Consider the following 21,761-nt stretch of genomic DNA (forward strand, 5'->3'; position numbering starts at 1 on the left):
ATGCACGCCTCCCGACCAACGTCGACCATGAATGAATCAGGCCATTTTATACACAACCGACTGTCGCGGGGTCAATTGAATGGCCGATCGGCAGGAGCTTGATCTTCGTCAGCTGCGAACGCCGCTGACCAACGTCAAGAGCATGGCCGTGAGATACATGATCGCGATCCCCGCGAACATGCCCACCGCCACCTGTACCCGACGGCTCGCGGTATAAGACATCGCCGTGAGTGACAACACCACATACAGCAACGAACCGGCCGCCAACGAATAAAAGCAGATGGAGAAATAGGAAGACACTCCCTGTCCGCTGAGAAACGTACCGACGCAGGTCGGGAGACCGGCAATCAGCCCCAATAGCAGCACATCCCACCCCGATATCGGCTGCTTCCCGGCCGCGCCGACGATCCCGAATCCTTCCGTCCCGTTGTGCAAACCAAACCCGGCAACGAGAAGGAGGCTGAGCGTATATTCGCCGCCGGCGTAACTGGCGCCGATGGCCAGGCCTTCCCCAAGATTGTGCAACCCCATTCCCACGGCAATCATCATGGGAAGGGACAACCATCGGTTACCCGCGCGAGCCCCGAAGATCTGACTGGATTCCAGCACGACCAAGCCGACAAAACTGACCCCGAGGCTAGCCAGAAACACCAGCCACGAGACGGGATCGCGCGCGCCGGTCTGTTCGGTCGCTTCGTGCATCAGATCAAAAAAGAGGTAGACCAGTACGCCGTTGGCCACGCCGATCAGCCCGCCCTCCCATGTGCGTGGCAGCACCTTTCCCAGAAACAGGGCCGACAGAATACCGAGATAGACCGGAATCAGTCCGGCGACGGCGCCCAAGGCCACAAGATTCAGCATGTCAAACTTCTATCAGAACCACCGGCGAGGAAGAAAGGTCGTTTTCGAGGTTTGAGAATGCCTCTTCCGGGGCGAATGACTACAATAGCCGTCGGCAGCTCCGGTTCTCAAGCGAGAAGAGGAAAGGGAACGGAGAGGATGCGGATCATCAGACGTACGACCGCCGTTCCGGAGGAGAATCTGTGACCTACCTACAACTCATGGGCCTGGCAAACGGATACGCCGACTCGAAAGTGCTCCTCGTCGCCAACGAGCTCGGTGTGTTCACCGCAATCGGAACCGGCGGACATCGAGTCGAGACCCTCGCCACCTCCTGTGGAACGACTCACGAAGGCATGCGGTTATTACTGCACGCCTTGGCCGGACTCGGGCTGCTCCGCCTGAAAACAGGCCGCTACTGGAACACCCCACTGAGCCTCAGGTTTCTGGATGGTCACAGCCCTCAGGCGATCACCAACCTCCTCTGGCTCCTGAACCACCATTGGTCCGACTGGACGAGTATGACGCGTGCAATCCGCCGAGGCCGCCCCGGATGGGCACAGGCCACGAAGACCGCCGAATTCCGGCGCCGGTTCGCCCTGGCGATGCAGGAACGCAGCCATGTGCTCGCTCCGCCCACCATCGCCTCGTTCCGGCTGCCGCGACAGGCCGTCCGCGTGCTCGATCTCGGCGGCGGGGCAGGCTCTTACTCCATCGCGCTGGCTCGACGTCACCCGAGGCTGCAGGGACTGGTCGTCGATCAGTCGGTGGCCGTCGCCAGACGGTTGATCAGGCAACAAGGACTGACGGATCGACTCTGCGTCGAGCAAGGGGATCTTTTCACACACCCGCTGCCGACCGGTTTCGATGTCGCCCTGCTGGCCAATGTGCTCCACGACTTTCACGAGAAGGAGAACATCCGGTTGCTTCGACGGGTCCAGAAAGCCCTGCGGCCGGGCGGGAAAATTTTTATCGTAGAGTACTTCCTCAACCCTGCCGGAACCCGTCCGGCCGAAGCCGCAATCTTTTCGCTCCTGATGTACGCGTTCACCGACACGGGACGCTGCTATGCGTGGAAAGATGTCGAGGGGTGGTTAGAAACCGCCGGATTCTCCCGCTGTCGCCGGCACAGAGTGACAGGGAGCATCGGCACGCTGGAGGCCGTAAACCGGTGATCAGCAGGGTAACCCGGAAGGCTGGTCGAACGGGTCGAGGCGCCCGTGGTAGGTCTCCAGGTGTCGGCGAACGGGGATCAGCAGGCGAGGAGGGATTCGGGGACAAACCTCGCGATCGAACGAGACCATGCGTTGATACCGTCTGACGCCCAGCGCCGCATCAGCCAGTGCCCAATAGAGATTCTCCACCCAGCGCAATTTAACAATCTGCCCCAGATAGTGATGCACCACCTGCGGTGCACGAATGGCTCCACGGAACGCATCCTTGATCTCATGAAGGAGCCGGTCTTCAGCCGCAGAGCGTTGATAAATCCCTTCTACCATATGATTCAGCGAAATAAAGTCCTGGAGATCGAAGCGGGCATCCACATCCTTGGTCTGCTCACGATACACCACCCAATCGCTGGTGAACTGCAGACGCTCGAGAAGAATCAGAAAATCCCGCAAGGCGATTTCCTCCACCGTCTCACAGGCCCGCGACGCTCGCACCTTGACGAAGGTGCGGCGATCGTAGCTGTGGGTCGGCAGGTAATGCGTACCGGAGATTTCCAGCAAACGGCCGGTCGAATCCCGCTTGGGGAACTGATAGGTCCACACGTCGGGAAACGCGACCCCTGCCGCCCCTAACTCGGCCCGGTAGCGCGGCAGCAGATAGTCAAACAACGGCCCCCCCTGTTCATGAAGCGGAGTGGTGGGGAGCCCGCCCACGGCCAACGTCAATCGAGCGAAGGGCATGCGCGTATATCCATCCGGCTCGAGCACGAAATTGAATCCTCCCCATGGCCCCACATCGAGCAATGTTTCATATCCCTGGTCAGCCAGCCATGCTTCTGTTTCTAATGCAAGGGCTCGCCAGAGCCGGATGAGCAGGCCGACATGCACATGTCGGTTGCGAAACAGGGGAATGGCGTTGGAGGAGGGCCAGGCCTCGACGGGGGCCAGGCGAGTTTGGAGTTTGAGAGTTTCCCACTCAATGGCCTGCGCCAACGTGCTCTTCCCCAGGGAAACCCCCGAGCACACTCGTTCACAATCGGCACGGATTTCCTCCCAGAGGTCGGTTCCGCTGGGACGTACAGCGACCGTAGCCATCACGTCATCGATGAACGAGCGGAGGGCTGCCCCCGGTTGCATAGAGACCAGTCCGGTCACACTGCCATGAAAATGCCGAATGGCCCGCTGGGACCGGCGTGCGACGGCACAATCGACCTCAACAACCGCTATCGCAGCATCGGCGAGATGACTATCGAACAGGATTCATCTCCTTCTGTGCACGCTGGCATCCTTCACAGACAGTCTGGAACCACCACAGATCTGCAGGACTGACGTGGTGCTGTTCCAACGCGGCCCCCTCTTCCAGCCAGCGAGCTCGGGAAGGTTCTTCCTCCGTGACAGGATTCACCCGTTGACAGAGCTTGCAGCGTAACCATACCGGGCGACCGAACAAGGCGATCAGACAATCACTCTGGCTCATGGCCACATTCCTTGCGGTCGGGCATACCGGTCATCGTGTGCGATGGCGTAGGAAACCCAACGGTTCCTTGTAGTGCACCCCGCCGGGACGGGGAACTCGTAAAGCCCGATAGTTTCAAACAGAAGATTACGAGGCCGAGGAAGAGGCACAGGCCGTGGACGGCCCTGGACCGGTGTCGGAGCGGATTAGGAAGAGGCAATAAATCCGTGTGTTAACGCATACTTAATCAATTCAGCCGTCGTATGGAGATTCAGTTGCTCCATGAGCTGGGCTTTATGAAACTCAACGGTTCGCGTAGAAATCTTGAGCCGGAGGGCAATGTCTTTGGCCGTTCGCCCCTCGGCCAACAATTGCAGCACTTCTCGCTGACGAAAGGTGAGTGTTTTTCTCTGCTGGGCCTGCCCCGCCCCTGACGTGAGCAACACATCCAGCAGATCCTTGGCGATCAAGGGCGTGATGTACGTATGCCCGGCCCATACCGCCCGTATCGCCTGTTCTAATTCATCGACCGCCGATCGCTTCAGGAGGTACCCCGAGGCCCCGGCCTCGAAGGCCGATCGGACATAGTCGGCATCGGCATGCATTGTGACGAATATGACTTTGATGGAAGGATGGGTCTTCTTGAGCTGTGTGGCGGCATCGATGCCATTCAACAGCGGCATCGACACGTCAAGAATCACAATGTCCGGATGAATTCGATCTGCCGTTTCCAGCAATGCACGGCCATCCTCAACCATCCCGACCAACTCACATTGGTCGTTGAGGATGCGGCGAAACCCCTCCAGCACCAGGGAATGGTCGTCGGCCAAGAGCACACGCGGTTTAGACATGTGCCCCACCTGGAAGCGGGACACAGACCTCGAGATGCGTGCCGCGGCCGGGCGCTGTCGACACGGTCAAGCTGCCTCCCACCAACCGCACCCGCTCCTTCATACTCAACAACCCCAGACGGCCAAGACCCTGCGATGCCTGTTGCGCATCGAACCCGACGCCGTTGTCTCGGACCGACAGCGTAATGACCTCTTCATCACAAATCAATTCGACTTCCACTTCCGTGGCCTGCGCATGACGAGCCACGTTATTCAGGCTCTCCTGCGCAATCCGATACACGCAGGTGGCCAGATCGGTCGGCACCGGACTGACGGCGTCGTGATGCACATACACCGCGTCAATCTTGGCACTTGTGGAAAAATCATCCACCAACCGGCGAACCGCCTTCACGAGCCCCAAGTCATCGAGAATGGACGGATGAAACCGGTAGGCCATCTGGCGGACATCATCTGAAACCGTGGTCAGACGGCGGGTAATCGATCGCACCAGCCCCTCAATCATAGCCAGGTCCCCCACCTCGCCTTTCTCAATTCGTCGAAGGTCCATGGCCAACATGGCCAGTCGTTGGTTGACATCATCATGCAAATCACGCGCGATACGGCGGCGCTCCTCTTCCTGGGCCGTCAATAGTTGGCCGGCCAGCGCGCGAAGTTCCTCTCGACTATGCTGCAACTCCTCCTGGCTTACTTTCAGAGACGACTCGCTTTCCCGGAGAGATCGTTCCGTCTCCATACGTTCGCCGATCTCTTCGACGAGCGCTTGATTGACCAAGGCCAACTCACGCGTCCGCTCGCCGACCCGCACCTCCAGTTCATCGTGGGCGCTACGCAGCGCTTCCTCGATTTTCCGACGTTGGAACGCGTAGATCACCGGAAACCAGATCGCCGTCAGACTGAACAGGCGATTACTCAATCCCATCCAGAGCGGCACATTGGGAAAGGTGACGCCGAGAAACACATCCGACAGAGCCAGCACGGAGCAGGTGCTGGCGACAAGAATCGGAGTGATGCGATCCGGCAGCGCCAAGGACAGCACCACGAGTCCTCCATAGAGAACCCCGTTGCCGATTCCTAGCGGGAGGTACAAATCGAGGGTATACAGGCCGATGCCAAGGACAACAATCGCAAACAGTACCAGTCTGTGGGAAGGCTGTGTCGTCACAGGATCCTCATTATCCTCTCCTGAGCCTCGACGCTTCAAGCCAGCGCCTTACAAGAGACACGGAAGACCTCTCACCGGAGCACAGCAGCCCTGTGACGAGCCAAGGGACCAAGCGGGTAAGGGAGCGACGCCGATCCGACGATGTGAGTGGTGATTTGGAAAGGCGGCGGGTCTAACCGACCAGGCCAGACCCGCCATGGCATGAAACGCCCAGCAGACACAGACGGCGATGAGGGAGAAACGGCGAGATCAGCCTCACGGGCGATCAGGAATCTGGGCGACCATCGAACGTCCGGTCACAGCATCCTCAAGCGCCTTGACCACCGCGACGGGCGACGCCTCACCGGCTTGGACCAGCATGTGATACTGTTGCTGCGTCATGGCAAAAAAGGCCGGCTGCTGTTCGGCCGGGATCCCCATCAACGTGGCTAAGGCCGCGAGATGTTCCCCGCCGCCCCTCGCCATATCTTCGGACAGCGTATCAAACGTGCCGGCGACGAACAGATTCGTCTGCTGCCCGGCCATAACCTTGCCGTCGTTGGTGCAGCCAGAGGTGCCGAAGCTGATTCCGAACGTCTGGCTGCCGAATGTGCCATTGGTGGTCGCCATCATGACCTGTGGCGCAATGTTCTTCGGTGTCTTGTAGTCGGCCCAGGCCAGTTTCCCTAATCCACATCCGGGGCCATTGTCCGGATTCACGGCGAAGGCCGTACCGCCCTGAAGACCGACCAGGATACCCGCACATGCGATGAGCCATCGTCCCTTCATGTAATCTCCCTCCCGTTGTCGGCTGTCGCCCCCTCACGAGGCATGCCGGATGGTTCTCGTACACAACCATCCCTACCTTAGCCGCCTTTTTCTCCCTGTCAATTGAAGCACCTCTTTTCTCCCGAGTGATCCACGCCATACCCACTCGATCGTGAACGAGACCGGCCACAGATGAAGAGTTTTCTCGTTCGTAACACGATTCACACTTGCAGATAACGCCGCTCCTCTAGCCTGGCATTCTCGTCACGAAGGAGGCCGTCATGTCCTGTGTGCGCTGTGCCGGGCTACTGATCAGAGATCACCATCTGGGGCTGGAAGGTGAGCTCTCTATTCTGCGATGCCTTAACTGCGGGGCGGTGCGAGAATCGCGCATGGACCTTCAACGCACCAAGCCGGTGCGAGGAAAGCGCAAGGAGCCGCGCCAGACCAACGGCCTGCGTCGTCAGCTGCTACTCGTTCGATAAGGGAACCGGGCTGCCCTGCTTTGCGCCCGATGATGCCTGCCGCCTGGGCAGGATCACGTCGACACCCCGGGCCATGACTACCACCCAGGCCACCGTCTTGACAGAACAGCCCGCATCATGTATCCATTGGATACATGACTCCTGACGCGTTCAAACAGGCCCGATTGTCCTTGGGGCTGACTCAACAAGCTCTGGCCGATCAGCTCAAACGGAAACGCCTGGCCATCGTGCGGTATGAATCCGGGGCGCGGCGAATTCCCGGCGTGGTCGAGGTCGCGCTGCAATCCCTGGGGTCGTCCTCCTTCGTGCCGCTGGTCGGCATTGTCGCTGCCGGCGATCCTATCGAACCCATCCCCCAGACGGAGCAAGTCGAGGTCCCTCGCAGCATGATGGGCAAGGGCGACACCTTTGCGCTTCGCGTCAAAGGGGAGTCCATGCGCGATGACGGCATTCTCCCTGGAGACATCGTGGTCGTACAGAAACAAGACACGGCGCGGAATGGCCAGACCGTCATTGCATTGCTCAATGGCGAAGCGACCGTGAAAACTTACCGACGCAAAGGCGGCATGGTGGAACTTCATCCGGCGAACGACACCATGCAGCCGCTGCTCGTCAAAGACGCCGATACCTTTCATATTGAAGGTATTGTGGTGGGCGTCATTCGGCATCTTCGGCGATAGGTGGCCCATCAGACATCCTGAGCACACATCATGGATCGTCAGATCGTCTGTTTTGCCATCCCCTCTCTGGATATCGCGCTTGCACGCCTGACCGATTCGTCCCTTCGCACCAGGCCGTTGGTCATTGCCCCCCTCAACAATCCCCGCACACTTCTGCGCGAGGTCTCGCGAGAAGCTGAGCAGGAGGGGGTGCGCGTCGGCATGCCGCTCACCCTCGCACGCCGTCTCTGCCCCTCGTTGCGTGTCCGCCCTCCGGACCTTCCTCGCGCGGAGACCGCCGATGCATCCCTCCGCACGGTCATCCGCCGATACGCGCCGACCTGGGAGCCCGTTCACCCGGGTGCCGTCATGATGGACGTGACCGGCACCACGCGCCTCTTCGGTGCGGCGTGCGACGTGGCAGCCACCGTCCAACAGGAGATAGTGACCCGGTATCGACTCGAAGGGGTCGCCGGCGTGGGCAGCAACAAACTGGTCGCGCAGACCGCCGCCTCATTGATCGAACCGTCCGAACTCTGCGATGTGCGACAGGGCTCCGAACGCCTGTTCATGTCCCCACTGTCCGTGCACAGCCTGCCCGGCATCCACCGCCCCTGCATGCGGACCGTATTGAAACGGCTGGATGACCTCAACCTACGCTCGTTGGGAGACATTGCGGAAAGTCCCCTGGACGCCCTGGAGATCGTACTGGGGAACTATGCCGGACAACTCTCCCGCTGGGCACAAGGCATTGATCCAACCCCCGTCCTTCCCCCCGTGAGTCACCCGTCCATGGATGAGACCATTGTGTTGGAGCCGGATGAGGTCGATGATGCCCTCCTCTGGGGACGCCTCGCCGACAGCTTACAGCGGCTCTGCCGCACGCTCCGCCACCAACGTCGTATGTGTAACGGCCTGTCGTTGACCCTTCGCTACAGTGATCACCGTGAGGTCACGACCACCGCACGGGTGATTCCCGATACTTGCTGGGAGATCGACATCTCCGGCTCACTGCAGCATCTGTTTCAACGCGCCTTCCGGCGCCGGATCCGGCTGCGCCTCATGACGCTCAGCCTGACCGGCCTCAACGACTTTGCCGAACAGGGCACATTGTTTGATGATCGCCCGCCCGGTGAGCAGACCACCCGCAACCGGGCGCAGCGGCTTGCCCTCGCGCTCGATCGACTCCACGAGCGATTCGGCGAACAGGCCATCCGTTATGGAAGACGCCGATAGATGTCCGTCGACGTCGTCCCGCTGCATACCCATTCGTCGTACTCACCCATGTGGGGCGTGCCGACCCTGGAAGCGCTCTGTCAGGAAGCCCGCGCACAAGGCCACGACCGGCTGGCGCTCACCGACACTAACGGACTGTACGGGGCGATTCGCTTTCTCGAGGTGGCGAAGCACGCGGGGCTTAAGCCCATCCTGGGAGCGGAACTGATACAGGACCAGCACCGCGCCGTGTTGTTGGCCAAAAATCCAGACGGCTACGCCAACCTGTGCCGACTGCTCTCCGCTCGTCACGAGGATGACGGCTTCGAGTTCATCACGGCCGTCGCGCAATATCGAGAGGGCCTGGTGATTCTTTCAGATGACCAAGCCGCGCTGACGGAGTGGCATAAGGCATCGGCTGAGGATCTGTATGTGGAACTCACGCCCGACACGGACCTACAGGCAGCAGTCGACTTCAGCCGACAGACGGGGCTCCCGCCTGTGGCCACGACCCGCGCGGCCATGCTGCGCCCCGCGGAATATGACGCGCATCGCCTCCTACGCGCCATTGCCCTGAACACCACCCTGTCCAGACTCCGGGCCGCGCACTGCTGCGCGCCGTCGCACTGGCTCATGCCCCCTTCTGCCATGGAGCGGCACCTGCCTCATATGCCAGACGCCCTCGCCAACACCCGCCGCATCGCGGAACACTGTTCGACTGATTGGGACTTCGACACCACAGTGTTTCCGTCCTTCCGCCGCCTCTCCGCCGACGCCGCCTTCGAGACGCTGCGGGCCAAGACCTATGAGGGAGCACAGTGGCGCTATGGGACAGTGTCTGAACCGGTCAGGAAACGGATCGAGTACGAATTGGGCATCATTCGAGACAAACGGTACGCCGACTATTTTCTCGTGGTCGATGAGATTGTCCGTCAATCGCCTCGAACCTGCGGGCGAGGCTCTGCAGCCGCGTCCATCGTCTCCTACTGTCTGGGAATCACTCACGTCGATCCGATTCGGCATCGCCTGCTGTTTGAACGGTTTCTCAATCCCGGGCGACATGACCCGCCGGATATCGACATCGACTTTCCCTGGGACGAGCGTCCCAAGATTCTCGAATGGGTATTTGCCCGCTATGGCGCGCATCAGGCCGCCATGGTCGCGAATCAGAACACCCTGGCGGCGCGAGCGGCCATGCGGGAAATTGCCAAGGTGTACGGCCTCCCGGCGGCTGAAATCGGCAAGGCGCTGGATCTCCTGCACCGCCGAGCCGACTTTGTGGAGGTGACGACCGACTCCACCTTGAAAACATGGGCCGCACAGGTCTGCACGGCCTTGCGCCTCAACCCGCCGTGGCCGGACATTCTTTTCTGGGCCGGACAGCTCCAGGGACATTTTCGCCATCTCGGGTTGCACCCTGGCGGCGTGGTGCTGGTCCCCGACGAGATCCGCCGCTATGTTCCGGTGGAACGGTCGGCATCAGGGATTCCGGTGATTCAATGGGAGAAGGACCAGGCCGAAGATGCGGGGTTGGTGAAAATCGACCTGCTCGGCAATCGTTCGCTCGCCGTCATTCGTGATGCGCTGGCGGCTATTGCTGCCAACAACGGCCGCATCATCGACTATGCCGCATGGGACCCGATCAGCGATCCTGCCACGCAGGATCTGATCCGGCGCGGAGATACGATGGGCTGCTTTTATGTGGAATCTCCGGCCACCCGGCTCCTGCTCAAGAAACTCTGGACGACCATGCCGCCGGCCCAGCGCGCGAGGGCCGATGTCTTTGACTACCTCGTGGCCGTTTCCTCCATCATCCGCCCTGCGGCCAATGTGTTCGCCGATGACTTCGTCCGGCGCGCGCATGGAGAGCCGTATCGCGCCCTACACCCCCTGCTCGAGACAGTGCTGGCCGACACCCATGGGATCATGGTGTACCAGGAAGATGTGATGAAGGTAGCCGTGGCGCTGGGCGGGTTCTCGGTGCATGACGGCGATCAGCTGCGCAAGATCTTGAGCAAGAAACACAAAGAGCGGCAACTGCGGGACTATCAGCGGCAATTTTACATCGGAGCGGCGGCACGGCAGATTCCACGCTCCGTGGTCGATCAGGTATGGGCCATGATCATGAGCTTCGCTGGCTACAGTTTCTGTAAGCCGCATTCCGCCAGTTACGCACAAGTGTCCTTCAAATCGGCCTACCTGCGGGCGCATTACCCCGCAGAGTTCCTCGCCGCCGTCATCAGCAATCAAGGCGGGTACTACTCCGCCTTCGCCTATTTGTCCGAGGGCAGACGAATGGGACTCACTATCCTTGCGCCCGATATCAATGCGAGTGACTGGGCCTACCGCGGATCCGATAAGGCCATCCGGGTCGGATTGATGCAGCTCAAGGCACTGCGCGAAGACTTCGCGAAGCACATCGTGGCGGAGCGAGAAGCCCGTGGCCCCTATCGATCACTGCAACACTTTCTCGATCGTCTCAAGCCGGAGACAGCCCAAACCACCCTGTTGATTAAAGCCGGCTGCTTCGATTCCGTGGCTGGTGAATTGACCAGACCCGCGCTGATCTGGAGGCTCCATGCATCCCAAAACCGCACACCTGCGGGCTACCTCCCGATCCCCGCCGACTACTCCCCTCACCGGCAACTCGTGCACGAATGGGAGATCTTCGGATTTCCCCTCAGCGGGCATCCACTGGATCGATTCACGAAGAGCATCGCAGGGCTCCCTCATATCTGCGCGCAAGAGTTGCCCCGACACATCGGGACAACGGTCCGCCTCCTGGGGTGGATGGTCACGGAAAAGATTGTGTCGACAAAGCGGGGAGAGCCCATGGAGTTTGTGACATTCGAAGATCGGACCGGCCTCTATGACGCGACCTTCTTTCCCGACACCTATCGGCGTTACTGCCATCTGCTGGCTTCCGCCCAGGCCTATCTCATCACCGGCAAAGTCGAAGCACACTTTGCCGCAATAACCCTGACTGTGAAGACGCTGCAGACACTGACCATTTCTGACTGGAATGTAGCCGACAATCATTGAGCGATTGTGTCACGCTACGGCCTACGAAGGGAGAGACCAGCTGAAAGAGAACCGCAGTCGGAACGATCAGCACGTCACGGAAACGTTCAAGAGGAAAGGTTGGTGGTCCCAACGGGATTTGAACCCGTGTCTGAGCCTTGAGAGTCGATCCCAAGTAGTTTTAACAGAAGCTTGATTTTGCGAAGGTTTCCCCGTTTTTACTTTTGAATTCAGCAGTTAACAGCATTCTATGGATTCTACTAATTCGAACCAATAAGACGGTTTCTGAAAATTTTTAGCACAAATCTAGCACAAGAATATGGGGCGGACCCTTCTGATGTGCCGCCTACAATCCGTCCTGAATCGCTATAAAAAATTTCCCGAGGCCCCGATTATTTCAAGTCACGGTAGTCCATCCCCGATTCAATCACCAGACTAAAGCGAAGAGATCTGCAACAGGGATATTCCTTACCGATGACGATCCCTACCTGCTTTATTGAGTTTTCTCAATAGCGAGCCGCCATCGCATATACTTAAGTCGCGCTTACCAACTTTAACAAGTGGTAGCGGAATGGGCTCTAGACGACTAGTGAGCGCCCTGGAATTCTCTTACAATGTAGACGTCTTCTATTGACCGGGTGGCGGGTTTATGGTGAGGGATTCAAACAAGAATATGCGGACGAAGGATACATCGAGGTTCGACCAAATCGAGTTCGCCATCAACATTGACAGCAAAACTCCCTAATCTTACGCTTATTGCATCTATTGTATGCCTTCGGTTTATTCTCCATTTCCGCGGAGCCATTTCACCACATGCCTTACAGCGAAGAAGATATAAAACAAAAATTTGTACTTCCTTACCTTCAGAGCATCGGATTCGAGCTCAATGAGCTCACACTTGAAAAAGGTTTTCGCATTAGGTTCCCCAATCGAACCTTCAGGGTCGATACGGCTAAAGAAATAACAAGTGCCGGAGCCCGGCTAGATATCCTTGTTACGAGAAACGGAAAGAATCTCTTTATTGTTGAAGCAAAAATAGATTCGCAGGAACTAACGGATGGCGATAGAGACCAGGCAATCACCTATTGCAGGCTCGTTGATCCTATGGCTCCGTTTGCGATAGTGACGAACGGAAGAACAACAAAGATGTATCGCTCGCTTGACAAAGAGGAAGTAGGAATAAAGAAGGATGCCATAATCAAATACGATCCTGGGAAAGATCTTCAAGATCTATACTCTGAGGCCCTTGAACATTTCATTGGCTATTCTCCAGAGAATTTTCTGACATTCTGCGGCTCCCAGATAGACCAAGCGATGACCACTCTCATGGGCTCGTCCGAGGAGCCCCATAAGAAATTCATCCCTGAGGTTTTCGTTAGTTCGAGGCGATTATCGTCGGAAATCGCTAGATTTCTGGAAAGTGACAAAGCGGTCTTCGCCATAATTGGAGAATCTGGGATAGGCAAAACATGCGCAATGTGTGGACTATCTGGAGTATTTCGCCGGACGCACCCAGTTCTATTTTATAGGGCAAGAAATTTTATCACAGACATTCCGGACACGATTGCGAGTGACTTCAATTGGGCCTTCTCCCCTCAGAGCAGCGCAATCACCCTTTTTAAGAAATTGGACCGGCTTCTTACCGATAAGCCCTTGCTTGTGTTTGTTGACGCAGTGGACGAATGGGAGAACCAGCTCAAAGTTGAAATCCTTGGAGATTTCGCCAGACATATTAAAGGTCGCAACATCAGGCTTATTTTAAGCTGCCGGGGTGAACCGTGGCCCCAATTCTTGAACAGCAGAGGAATTCCGTCCGATCTTTCGACCCATATCTTTGCTGCAGAGGAGGGGAAGCCAGGGTTTCAGCTCGCACCAATCGACCCAGGTGAATTCACTCAACTCCTACGCCAGTATCGAAAATTCTATGGGTTCACGGGACCAATCGATGCAGAGGTCGTGAAGGAGTGTCGCCAATCACCTTTTCTATTGAGAATTTGCTTCGAGGTCGCAAAGCAACACAAGGCTCCTCGTCTCTCACTTACCATTAGAGAAATTTTCGACGAATATTTTGACCGAATTCTAGAAAGAGTTTCAGCCCGAGATGTGAATGCCGCGCGGAGGGTACTTCTTATCCTTGCTCGTCTTCAATTGGAGAAAAACCAGGAAGTAACCAGTGAATCGGTCCTTCGAAGTACTTTGGGCCTGCGATTTGATGAGGAAATCCCACAAGCTCTTTTTGATGCAAGCATCCTAGAGAAAAACCCATTGGGATCAGAGTTTCATGTGGGATTTTATTTTAGAAAGCTACGTGACTACCTTGTCGCGTTTCATGTTGAGAGGTGGGACAAACAAAACACAGATGATTTCAGACAGTCTTGGCGGGAAACTTTCTGGTCCGGCGTTCGACTGCAAGCGGCGTTACTGTTCTATCAACTCGCAAATGTTGAAAAGAAAAAAGTTATAGATGGGCCTTATCGAGCGAGCGCTGAAGCATATCTTGACCTATACGATTCGATCCTCCAGCAGCATTTCCCAAATTTGCGGAAACGGTTCCTCCCGCACACGGCTGGCGCGATCGGATTCGTCGCAGTGCTCGATCTTCTGGGTGGTCGCGTCGTGGCCTATGGTTTCACAGTTAATGAGCCGGGGGAAGAACGAGTCAAGTTTGTACCGAGCTTGGGGAATATTTGGGGGAAACGGGAAGCAGATCTCCCCTTTCTATATGAAACCCCGGTATTGCAATATCGCTCCTCGACTGATGGGTTCAACAACATTGATGTAAGGCAGGAGGTCGTAGAGAATGAAATCCTCGACCAAATAAGAGCTCTCGTCCGTGTGGGCGCGCTCAACGAATTCTGCTGCTATTATCTGTCACTTGAGAAGGTACTTGGGCTGATCTTTGTCCTACAAAAAGATTGTTATGGACTTCGGAACATTCATGCAATTTCGCAGTGCCTGCCAATCCAGATTAACCAAATTGAGCTACAAATTCGATACAGCAGGGCCTACAGAGAGTTAGAACATCGGGCTAGGCAACAGAAATTAGCCAAAGGCAATGATCCGCTCACATTCGAGGACATCCAGCACATTCAGCAACAGGCCAGAGACATTGCCACAAATAGTGCGCCACTACCTTCAACTATACGAAACATACCTCTGGACACTGCTGAATTGATGCTGGAAGAAGCGCTTGCAGCGCTACGTGTAAGTGCGAATGCCGTCGACGATGTGATTCTGCCAGACCAAGACAATTTTTCCGGAAGCTTAAGATGCGTTTGGGACTATTGGACGGAAGAAACTCTCGCTGCTTGGATCCCTCGCTTTTATGAAATGTTCATTTCTGATTACAAGCATATTGTCGAGCAAAATTTCCCGACGCTCAAACATTATTTTGAACTGTATTCACAAATGCCCGGGGCGTTTTTTGTTGTTGTCCACCCAGGAACAAATCCGCTTAAATTCGAAGTGTACACGTGCGCGAGTAATGGAGCGGAAGTAAATAGCGTCATTCGATGCCAACCCAGCGACATACAGTACTTCTCTACAACTAGAGTCCTCGCGTGGAAAGGTCAGCAATTCATGGTGCGGGGCATATGGTACGCGTCTGTTGAATCAATCATGTGTTCCCCAAATTATCATCTTTTAGGTGCACCCAGAGAGTTTGTGTTTTTGAGACAGCAGGTATACACACGGATTCAAAGGGAATTGCCGATCGTATGTGATGCCTTGCGGCAAATGATCTAATTCCGCTCTTGCGTGTAATTCAATGCCTCTTCGAACTGAAATTGAAAGTGCACTTGCCGAACTTATCTCGAATGAAGAAGGGATGAAGTTTCAGGGATTAGCCGTAGTTCTCGCCAAGCTTAAGTGGCCGGAGTTGATCGCGTGCGAACGAAAGAAGGACCTTGGGTTGGATGCGTATGTGCCAGCTTCACTCTCCAAAGATGGAAAAGGGAAAGGGGTGGCATGTTCCTTAACTGCAACTCTTGAGAAGATTACCAGTGATCTCGACAAGTTTCATGAAACTCACAAGGATCTTCAGGTTCTGATTTTTTACACGCCAGCCAAGGTCACAAATCAAACAGCAGAGAAGTGGGCGAGTGTAGTCTACGAGAAATACCAATTAAACCTCATCACAGTCTCACGGGAGGATGTCATCACCGATTTGATGGTACCCTCCAATGCGTCAATCTGTAGAAGTCACCTTGGCATTCAGCTGACCGTTGAACGCTCAACAACGGACTTAATCAATAAGACACGCGAGGCGATTTCTGAGACCATTACGGGCTGGCTATCTAATCCTCGTTTGCTCGGAAAACCAAGGATTGATCTGCAGGTGACCAAGCTCGACAATGTAAATGGTGAAACCAACGAAACTATAGAACTCAGTGGCCTACATGCGATTCTTCGGGAGGGCCGCCGTGTGGTGCTCGAAGCGCCCGCCGGGCGCGGGAAGACGACCACTCTAACTCAACTCGCAGAGCGGCACCTGGCTCATAGCGAGCTTCCTTTCCTCATCGATCTGCCGAGTTGGAACAAATCTGCCACGGATCTCTTAGGATTCGTCGCTGGCATGCGAGAATTTCGCTCACGGGGCATTAGCGCGGAAGATCTCGCCAGGCTGTTTAATGCCGTGCACTTTTCATTTCTCCTCAATGGGTGGAATGAAGTACCAGATAAGTATTCTGAGCAATGCGTACAAGCGATTAGGGAACTGGAGAGAAGTTTCCCAAAAGCCGGAATTATCATTGTTACTCGGTCTCATCACATCAAACCCCCTCTGCCTGGAAGCATCCAGCTAAAGCTTCTCTCCCTTAGTCGAGCTCAACGAACAGAGTATCTAGAGAAACGATTAGCAAGCCGCGCGCGCGAGCTTGATCAGAAGTTAGACGAAGACCCTATTCTAGACGACCTTACGCGCACTCCTCTTATTCTTTCTGAGGTTACGACTCTTTTTTCATCGGGCAGGATAATCCCACGGACCAGAATTGGTGTGCTGTCTGCCGTGTTGGAATTCATAGAGGACTCTGATGAACATAGGCATCATCTAAGCCTGCCACCGCTCAGCGGGCACAGTCAAAACTATTTGGCCCAACTCGCGGTCGAAATGACAAAGGATGGCGAGATCACTGTTCAAGAGTCGCGAGCTCGACACATTGTTCATTCGGTAAGCCTACGTCTGCATGCGATCGGTGAGATTAGTCAGCTGCCCGAGCCGCTACAAATCTTGGGCGCTCTATGTGCCCATCACGTGCTGGAACGTTCTGATGACCCCGCCGTCGGCTACAAGTTTGAACACCAGCAGTTCCAGGAATTTCTGACCACTATCGAAATCAAACGTCAGTTGTTCGCTCTTATCAATACTCATGACAGCGAACAAGAGAGCCGTTTCGCGCGTGAGTATGTCAATCAGCCCGCATGGCAAGAGTCTCTTTGCATGATTGCCGAAGAGCTGGGAGAGGTCACAGCCGGACTCTCTGCAAGTGGGGAGCACATTGCGGCCGGTCGCCGCCTAGTCAACCTGGCGCTTACCGTCGACCTAGTCTTTTCAGCACAGCTAGGAAGATTGTGCGGGGCAGCGGTATGGCAAGAAGTCCGAATGGCGGTAGGAGAACGTCTCCGGTATCTTTATGCCAAAGGAGGTGAGCACCGCCAGAAGTGGGCTCTTGCGGGTATGCTGGCTAGCGGGTCGGAGGATTTTAAGGACATACTAGTGCCGCTTTTAAGCGATGAGAATAACCAGGTTAGTTTACCGATCTATCGTGCAGGGCACGAATTTCACATTTCCTCTCTGGGACAAAACTGGCGTTCTATCGTTGGCGCATGGGAAGAGGCGCAACGAGTGCGCTTTGTCCATGAAGTCGTGCAGGAACGCTGGATGGCTCATGTAGCAGAAGACTTTGCGAAATCGGATCCTAGCCCACGCGTGCGGATGGCAGCCCTTCATGCGTTGCACTGGGCTGGAGCGGATATTGCGATCGCAAAAGTCCTCGCAGAGGCAGCTCCGCAGATTTTCGAGCGTGCTCTTCAAGAAGGGATACTGGATCCACTTCCTACCAAACTTCGAGCCCGCGCGATTTCAACCTATCAATTGCTATTAAAAACCACAGGAGACCCAGTTGGACGTCTTCGGCTCCGGCTCGGTTATTTTAAGGTTGCTGCTGAGAATCCTGTGGAAGGGCTGAAAAGTGACTTATCGGAGTGGCCAACCGGGGAACTTTCCGATACAAACCATTCCCTTCTGAAATCGACACTAGAGCTAATCAGGAAAGACGATCCGCATTGGGTTAGCCATTGGCTCGCTGAGCGGATCATCGGGGGCTCCATATGGCCATATCACTGGTCAACTATGCTCTTAAGCATACCCGAAGCCTTAAGAAAACGACTATTTGAAAAGATTGTCAATCAGGACCTTGAGTACAACGAGAAGAGCAGAACCATCTCGGTTCTCGCGCCTACTGCCAATGCCGAGTTTTCTGAAGATTTATTCCGGCGTATGTGCCAACTGAATTATGAGATATCGAGGAACCCAAAAGAGGAAAACCGCACTCTTTGGCCCATCAAAAAGCAACTTGAAGACCTCTATCGCGCCATGCCGCCAGAGGTAGCCGTGTCAGGCATGCTCGAGTCGCTCTCAGAGGAATTCGATCAAATTCAGTACGTCACAGGCGTCAAGATTTTTCAGAATAATGGCCATGAAAGCTTTGACATCAGGGAACTCATTCCGGAACACCTGCGACAGAGACTTCGAAAGTACCTAATTGATGGTGCGGCTTTTACTCTCTCACAACAGGATTATGACGGAAATCTTAAAAGTTCCCTGGCATTGGCTTTGGCGAGAGTTGGAGATAGTGAAGATGTTGAAATCCTTTATGAGCTTATTCAAGCCGATATTGCTCGTTTACGACGAGGGCGGGCGGCGAGATCGAAGGGCGAGCATGGTCCTATGGCCAGTGGGGCAGTAATGAGCTACTCAACTTGGCATGTAAATGCAGTGGTGTCATTGGACGCTTCTCGGGCTGATGGAATACTTCTGCGATTGTTGAACGAGGCAGAGTACGAACAGGATGCAGCATCGGCACTACTTCGGCTTGCGAGGATTGAGAGTCCAAGGAATGATTTTGGAATCAAAAATACAGATTACTGGCGGGTGTGGGAGGCTCGGGCTGGATGTCCTATTGCAGGCTTCTATGAAGTCCGTCGAAATCGGTATGCGTTGGCTATTAAGGACCGAATATCTGAGATTGCCAACGAGCAATCGAAAAGTAGCAAACCTGAGTCGCTCACTGGTCGTCTGAAAGGCCTTTCTAAAGTACTTGCACTTCTGGATGGGAGAAACTCATCTGAGTCCATTATTGAAAAGCTGGCCTTACCCCAACAATGGGACGGATGGATTAGGATAGAAGCCCTTGACGCTTTACTATTCAGTGGAGCACCACTCCCTGCGAAAAGAGTTTTGGAGGTGCTCAATCCAGCAATCGAGCACTCCATGACGTTACCCTATAATCGTCAAGAAGCTGATCATTTCCTTATACGTTGTTGTTGTCTTCTTTCTTTTGTTGAGCCGGCATCCGAAGGAATCGCACGCGTTAGAGAGATAGATCCGATTAAGAGGATGTGGGGGTATGAGTTGCAGGGATTAATCATAGCGCTCGGATATAGCCGATGCGATGAAGCACTGAGTCTACTTATAGAGATGGCAAACGGAAATGAAAAGCGGCTGGGCAATGTAACTGGCGACTGGGTGGATGCGGTTGCAAACCTTGGCACGCCACAGGCAATGCAGACCTTATTAAGTTTTGTCGACCCGGATATTGACCAGAATGGCCTCGCATTGAATTTTGGATACCCGCATCAAGAAAGAGTTGCGTCGAGAATAGCAAACATTGCAGGGATGGATAGCAGGCTCAGAGACCGTCTACTTCTTCTCTGTAATAAAGACCTGCCGACCGCAATGCGGCTTTTGCTTGCCGATTGTGTCACAAGAATGGGAACAAAAGATGGCATGCTTGCGGCTCTAAACCTGATAAGGGATGATGCTTCCCCCCCAATTCCTCCTGCGCTGATGGACAAGCTAGAAAGTTTTTTCGTTGAGCGTCGTCCGTACGACAATTCAGGTAACACCTACACCCTTGAGCCACAAAGCGCAAATGACATTCGGCTTCGACTTTTCGAGATGGCGACTAACGACAAGGTCCGTAAGAGTTCAAGCTTGAGAATCTTAGAGCAGATAGAATCCTGGCGAATTGAGTATGGTCGCCCTACCAGCGAGCCAAGACATCCGAATTTTGAGTCTGGTATTTCTTGGCCGTTTCTGGAAATGAGCCATAGCTAGAAATCTGTCCTCAAAGGTTGCGAAGCTGTACTACTTACAAGCTGTGAATATGTGGAAACCGAACTTCGTTGTTCGATCACGTTACACCAGTCATTCTCAACATTCTTCGTATCTCGTCATCGGTGCAGTCTTCACCTAATATAGATTTAGCGATAGTACACGTCCTGCCCCATGGGATATCTCGTCTCCATCGACTACTATACAGTTGATCGGAACACGGCCATATCGCGAGGTTTTGACCTCAGCATATGTCGCCTTTCATCAAATACGCTCTAGAGAATCAAAATTCGTTCCCTCAGTCGCTGGATGTTGATATCTGGCACAGTTGTAGTATATATTGCATTATATATTTTACGGAGGAACGATGCGAGCCGACGACACCAAAACCGAAACGCTCCAATTTAAGGTCACCGAGCAGGAACGCAAGCTCATCGAGCGATGTGCAGCGGAAGAAGGGACGACCGTTTCCAAGTATGTGCGCGGGGCCGTCCTGATGAGCATGGTCATGGACGGCAAAGCCGAAGCGATCAGGATTGTGGCCAGAGAAGTTGGAGAAAAGGCCTTTGGTGTCGTCCGGCAGAAGCTCGTCAGACCGACACAGGAAGGACGCTAAGAACAGTGCTACCCGTCACACCATCAGGAGGCAAAGCCGGTCCGCGCCGCATGCCGGCAGGCTGCGGGGCGGAGCGGAATGGCCCCCGTCTTGGTAACACGGGGGCGCTACCTACAGCGTTCCGTACAGGAGTTCGATAGATTCTATGGATTCGAGCTTCACCCTCACGATTGATTGGCTCGCCTTTACGGTCCTGGCCAGTAATCCACAAGAGACCATGAAGGTGCTCGGCGGCGATTGGAGCAAGGCCAAAGGCGGATTCCGAGGCTATCCGTTGTCCTGGATGCGGACCGATGGCCTGCGCGGGGTCGGCAAACTGGGTACCAATGCGCCTCGTCGTCCAAACGAAATCCATGTGGATCTGTCGGGCGGCCTGGCGTCCGCCCTGACACTGGATCAAATCCGCACCCTGCTCAAATGGGTGCATGCCCAACAAGGCCACGTGACGCGCATCGACTGTGCGCTGGATGACCGAGCGGGCACGGTGCCGGTCTCGACAATCAGAGAGGCCGTTGCTGCCGGGCAGTGTGTGACGCGTGCGGCTCAGGTCCGGCATATCGTCTCCAATCTCACGCATGGGACCGGAGCGACAACCGGGGAGACGATGTACTTCGGCAGTCCGCAGAGTCAGACACTCTTGCGCATTTATGACAAGCGCCTCGAACTCCAGAGCAAAGGACAAGAGCACTATCAGGACTACGGGACTCGGTGGGAACTGGAACTCAAGAAGGACCGGGCCGAACAGTGTGCCCGAGCATTGGCCACGTTAGACGAAGCCGATTGGAAGGAGTTGGTGGTCGGCTTACTTCGCTCGTATGTGGACTTCCGGCAGATCCCGAAAGATGCCGAGGATGAAGAACGGTACCGGGCTCCAGTCTTGGAGTGGTACACCCTCCTGACGGAGGGATTTCAGAAGGGGAGATTAGCCCAGGAGAAGCAGGTGCAGACCCTGCAGAACGTAAAACGATGGGTGAGTGACACCCTGACGCCGATGTTGGCGGTCATTTGTGCCACCCCTGGAGGGGAAGAATGGCTACTGAACGAAATTGTCAGGGGCATTGCTCGGTGGAAAGACCGACACCGCAATTTGCTCAAGCAACCACCCAATCGGTTTCACCGGTCTGCCGGCGGTCACGCGGGCAGCCCATGCTAGGGGGACTGGGGGTGTCGTCAGACTCCCCCGGTGTATCTGCACATGCTCACTGTCA

15 protein-coding genes are annotated in these 21,761 nt (G+C 55.3%); 9 read left to right on the forward strand and 6 right to left on the reverse strand.

Annotated features, from left to right (window positions below):
- Nucleotides 1–108: 108 nt before the first annotated feature.
- Nucleotides 109–861 carry a ZIP family metal transporter gene (locus KJA79_RS15000; protein ID WP_213042859.1) on the reverse strand — a complete coding sequence of 251 codons (753 nt, stop codon included), beginning with the start codon at nt 859–861 and terminating at the stop codon, nt 109–111.
- A gap of 182 nt (nt 862–1,043) precedes the next feature.
- On the opposite strand from KJA79_RS15000, the gene KJA79_RS15005 reads away from it, so the two are divergent.
- Nucleotides 1,044–2,015: a methyltransferase gene (locus tag KJA79_RS15005; protein ID WP_213042860.1), complete on the forward strand. Its 972-nt coding sequence runs from the start codon at nt 1,044–1,046 to the stop codon at nt 2,013–2,015.
- On the opposite strand, the gene KJA79_RS15010 is transcribed toward KJA79_RS15005, so the two are convergent.
- From KJA79_RS15010 to KJA79_RS15030, 5 genes are all read right to left on the reverse strand, one after another.
- Nucleotides 2,016–3,146, reverse strand: a complete 1,131-nt coding sequence (locus tag KJA79_RS15010) for a hypothetical protein (RefSeq protein WP_213042861.1) — start codon at nt 3,144–3,146, stop codon at nt 2,016–2,018.
- 109 nt (nt 3,147–3,255) lie between these two features.
- Complete coding sequence (locus KJA79_RS15015; RefSeq protein ID WP_213042862.1) at nt 3,256–3,486, reverse strand: hypothetical protein; 231 nt, start codon at nt 3,484–3,486, stop codon at nt 3,256–3,258.
- 185 nt (nt 3,487–3,671) lie between these two features.
- Nucleotides 3,672–4,316 (reverse strand): response regulator, encoded by a 645-nt coding sequence (locus KJA79_RS15020; RefSeq protein WP_213042863.1) that lies wholly within the window; start codon nt 4,314–4,316, stop codon nt 3,672–3,674.
- Nucleotides 4,309–5,478: a sensor histidine kinase gene (locus KJA79_RS15025; protein WP_213042864.1), complete on the reverse strand. Its 1,170-nt coding sequence runs from the start codon at nt 5,476–5,478 to the stop codon at nt 4,309–4,311. The genes KJA79_RS15020 and KJA79_RS15025 overlap by 8 nt, the downstream gene beginning before the upstream one ends.
- A gap of 255 nt (nt 5,479–5,733) precedes the next feature.
- Nucleotides 5,734–6,246 carry a DUF3015 domain-containing protein gene (locus KJA79_RS15030; RefSeq protein ID WP_246507688.1) on the reverse strand — a complete coding sequence of 171 codons (513 nt, stop codon included), beginning with the start codon at nt 6,244–6,246 and terminating at the stop codon, nt 5,734–5,736.
- Between the two features lie 260 nt (nt 6,247–6,506).
- Between KJA79_RS15030 and KJA79_RS15035 the strand changes: the two genes are divergently transcribed.
- The 8 genes from KJA79_RS15035 (at nt 6,507) to KJA79_RS15070 (ending at nt 21,706) form a co-directional block, all read left to right on the forward strand.
- Nucleotides 6,507–6,710 carry a hypothetical protein gene (locus tag KJA79_RS15035; protein ID WP_213042865.1) on the forward strand — a complete coding sequence of 68 codons (204 nt, stop codon included), beginning with the start codon at nt 6,507–6,509 and terminating at the stop codon, nt 6,708–6,710.
- A 134-nt stretch (nt 6,711–6,844) separates the two neighbouring features.
- A complete protein-coding gene (gene lexA, locus KJA79_RS15040) occupies nt 6,845–7,390 on the forward strand; it encodes a transcriptional repressor LexA (RefSeq protein ID WP_213042866.1) in 546 nt (181 codons plus the stop codon).
- A 30-nt stretch (nt 7,391–7,420) separates the two neighbouring features.
- Nucleotides 7,421–8,605: a DNA polymerase Y family protein gene (locus tag KJA79_RS15045; protein ID WP_213042867.1), complete on the forward strand. Its 1,185-nt coding sequence runs from the start codon at nt 7,421–7,423 to the stop codon at nt 8,603–8,605.
- Nucleotides 8,606–11,626 (forward strand): DNA polymerase III subunit alpha, encoded by a 3,021-nt coding sequence (locus KJA79_RS15050; protein WP_213042868.1) that lies wholly within the window; start codon nt 8,606–8,608, stop codon nt 11,624–11,626.
- Nucleotides 11,627–12,418: 792 nt separating this feature from the next.
- On the forward strand, nt 12,419–15,349 hold the full coding sequence (locus KJA79_RS15055) for a type I restriction enzyme HsdR N-terminal domain-containing protein (protein WP_213042869.1): 2,931 nt from the start codon (nt 12,419–12,421) through the stop codon (nt 15,347–15,349).
- Between the two features lie 22 nt (nt 15,350–15,371).
- Nucleotides 15,372–19,940 carry an NACHT domain-containing protein gene (locus tag KJA79_RS15060; RefSeq protein WP_213042870.1) on the forward strand — a complete coding sequence of 1,523 codons (4,569 nt, stop codon included), beginning with the start codon at nt 15,372–15,374 and terminating at the stop codon, nt 19,938–19,940.
- 364 nt (nt 19,941–20,304) lie between these two features.
- Entirely contained in the window at nt 20,305–20,553 is a 249-nt protein-coding gene (locus tag KJA79_RS15065) for a plasmid mobilization protein (protein WP_213042871.1), read from the forward strand.
- A gap of 145 nt (nt 20,554–20,698) precedes the next feature.
- Complete coding sequence (locus KJA79_RS15070; RefSeq protein WP_213042872.1) at nt 20,699–21,706, forward strand: replication initiation factor domain-containing protein; 1,008 nt, start codon at nt 20,699–20,701, stop codon at nt 21,704–21,706.
- Nucleotides 21,707–21,761: the final 55 nt, after the last annotated feature.

This window comes from Nitrospira defluvii (assembly GCF_905220995.1).
Lineage (GTDB): Bacteria > Nitrospirota > Nitrospiria > Nitrospirales > Nitrospiraceae > Nitrospira_A > Nitrospira_A defluvii_C.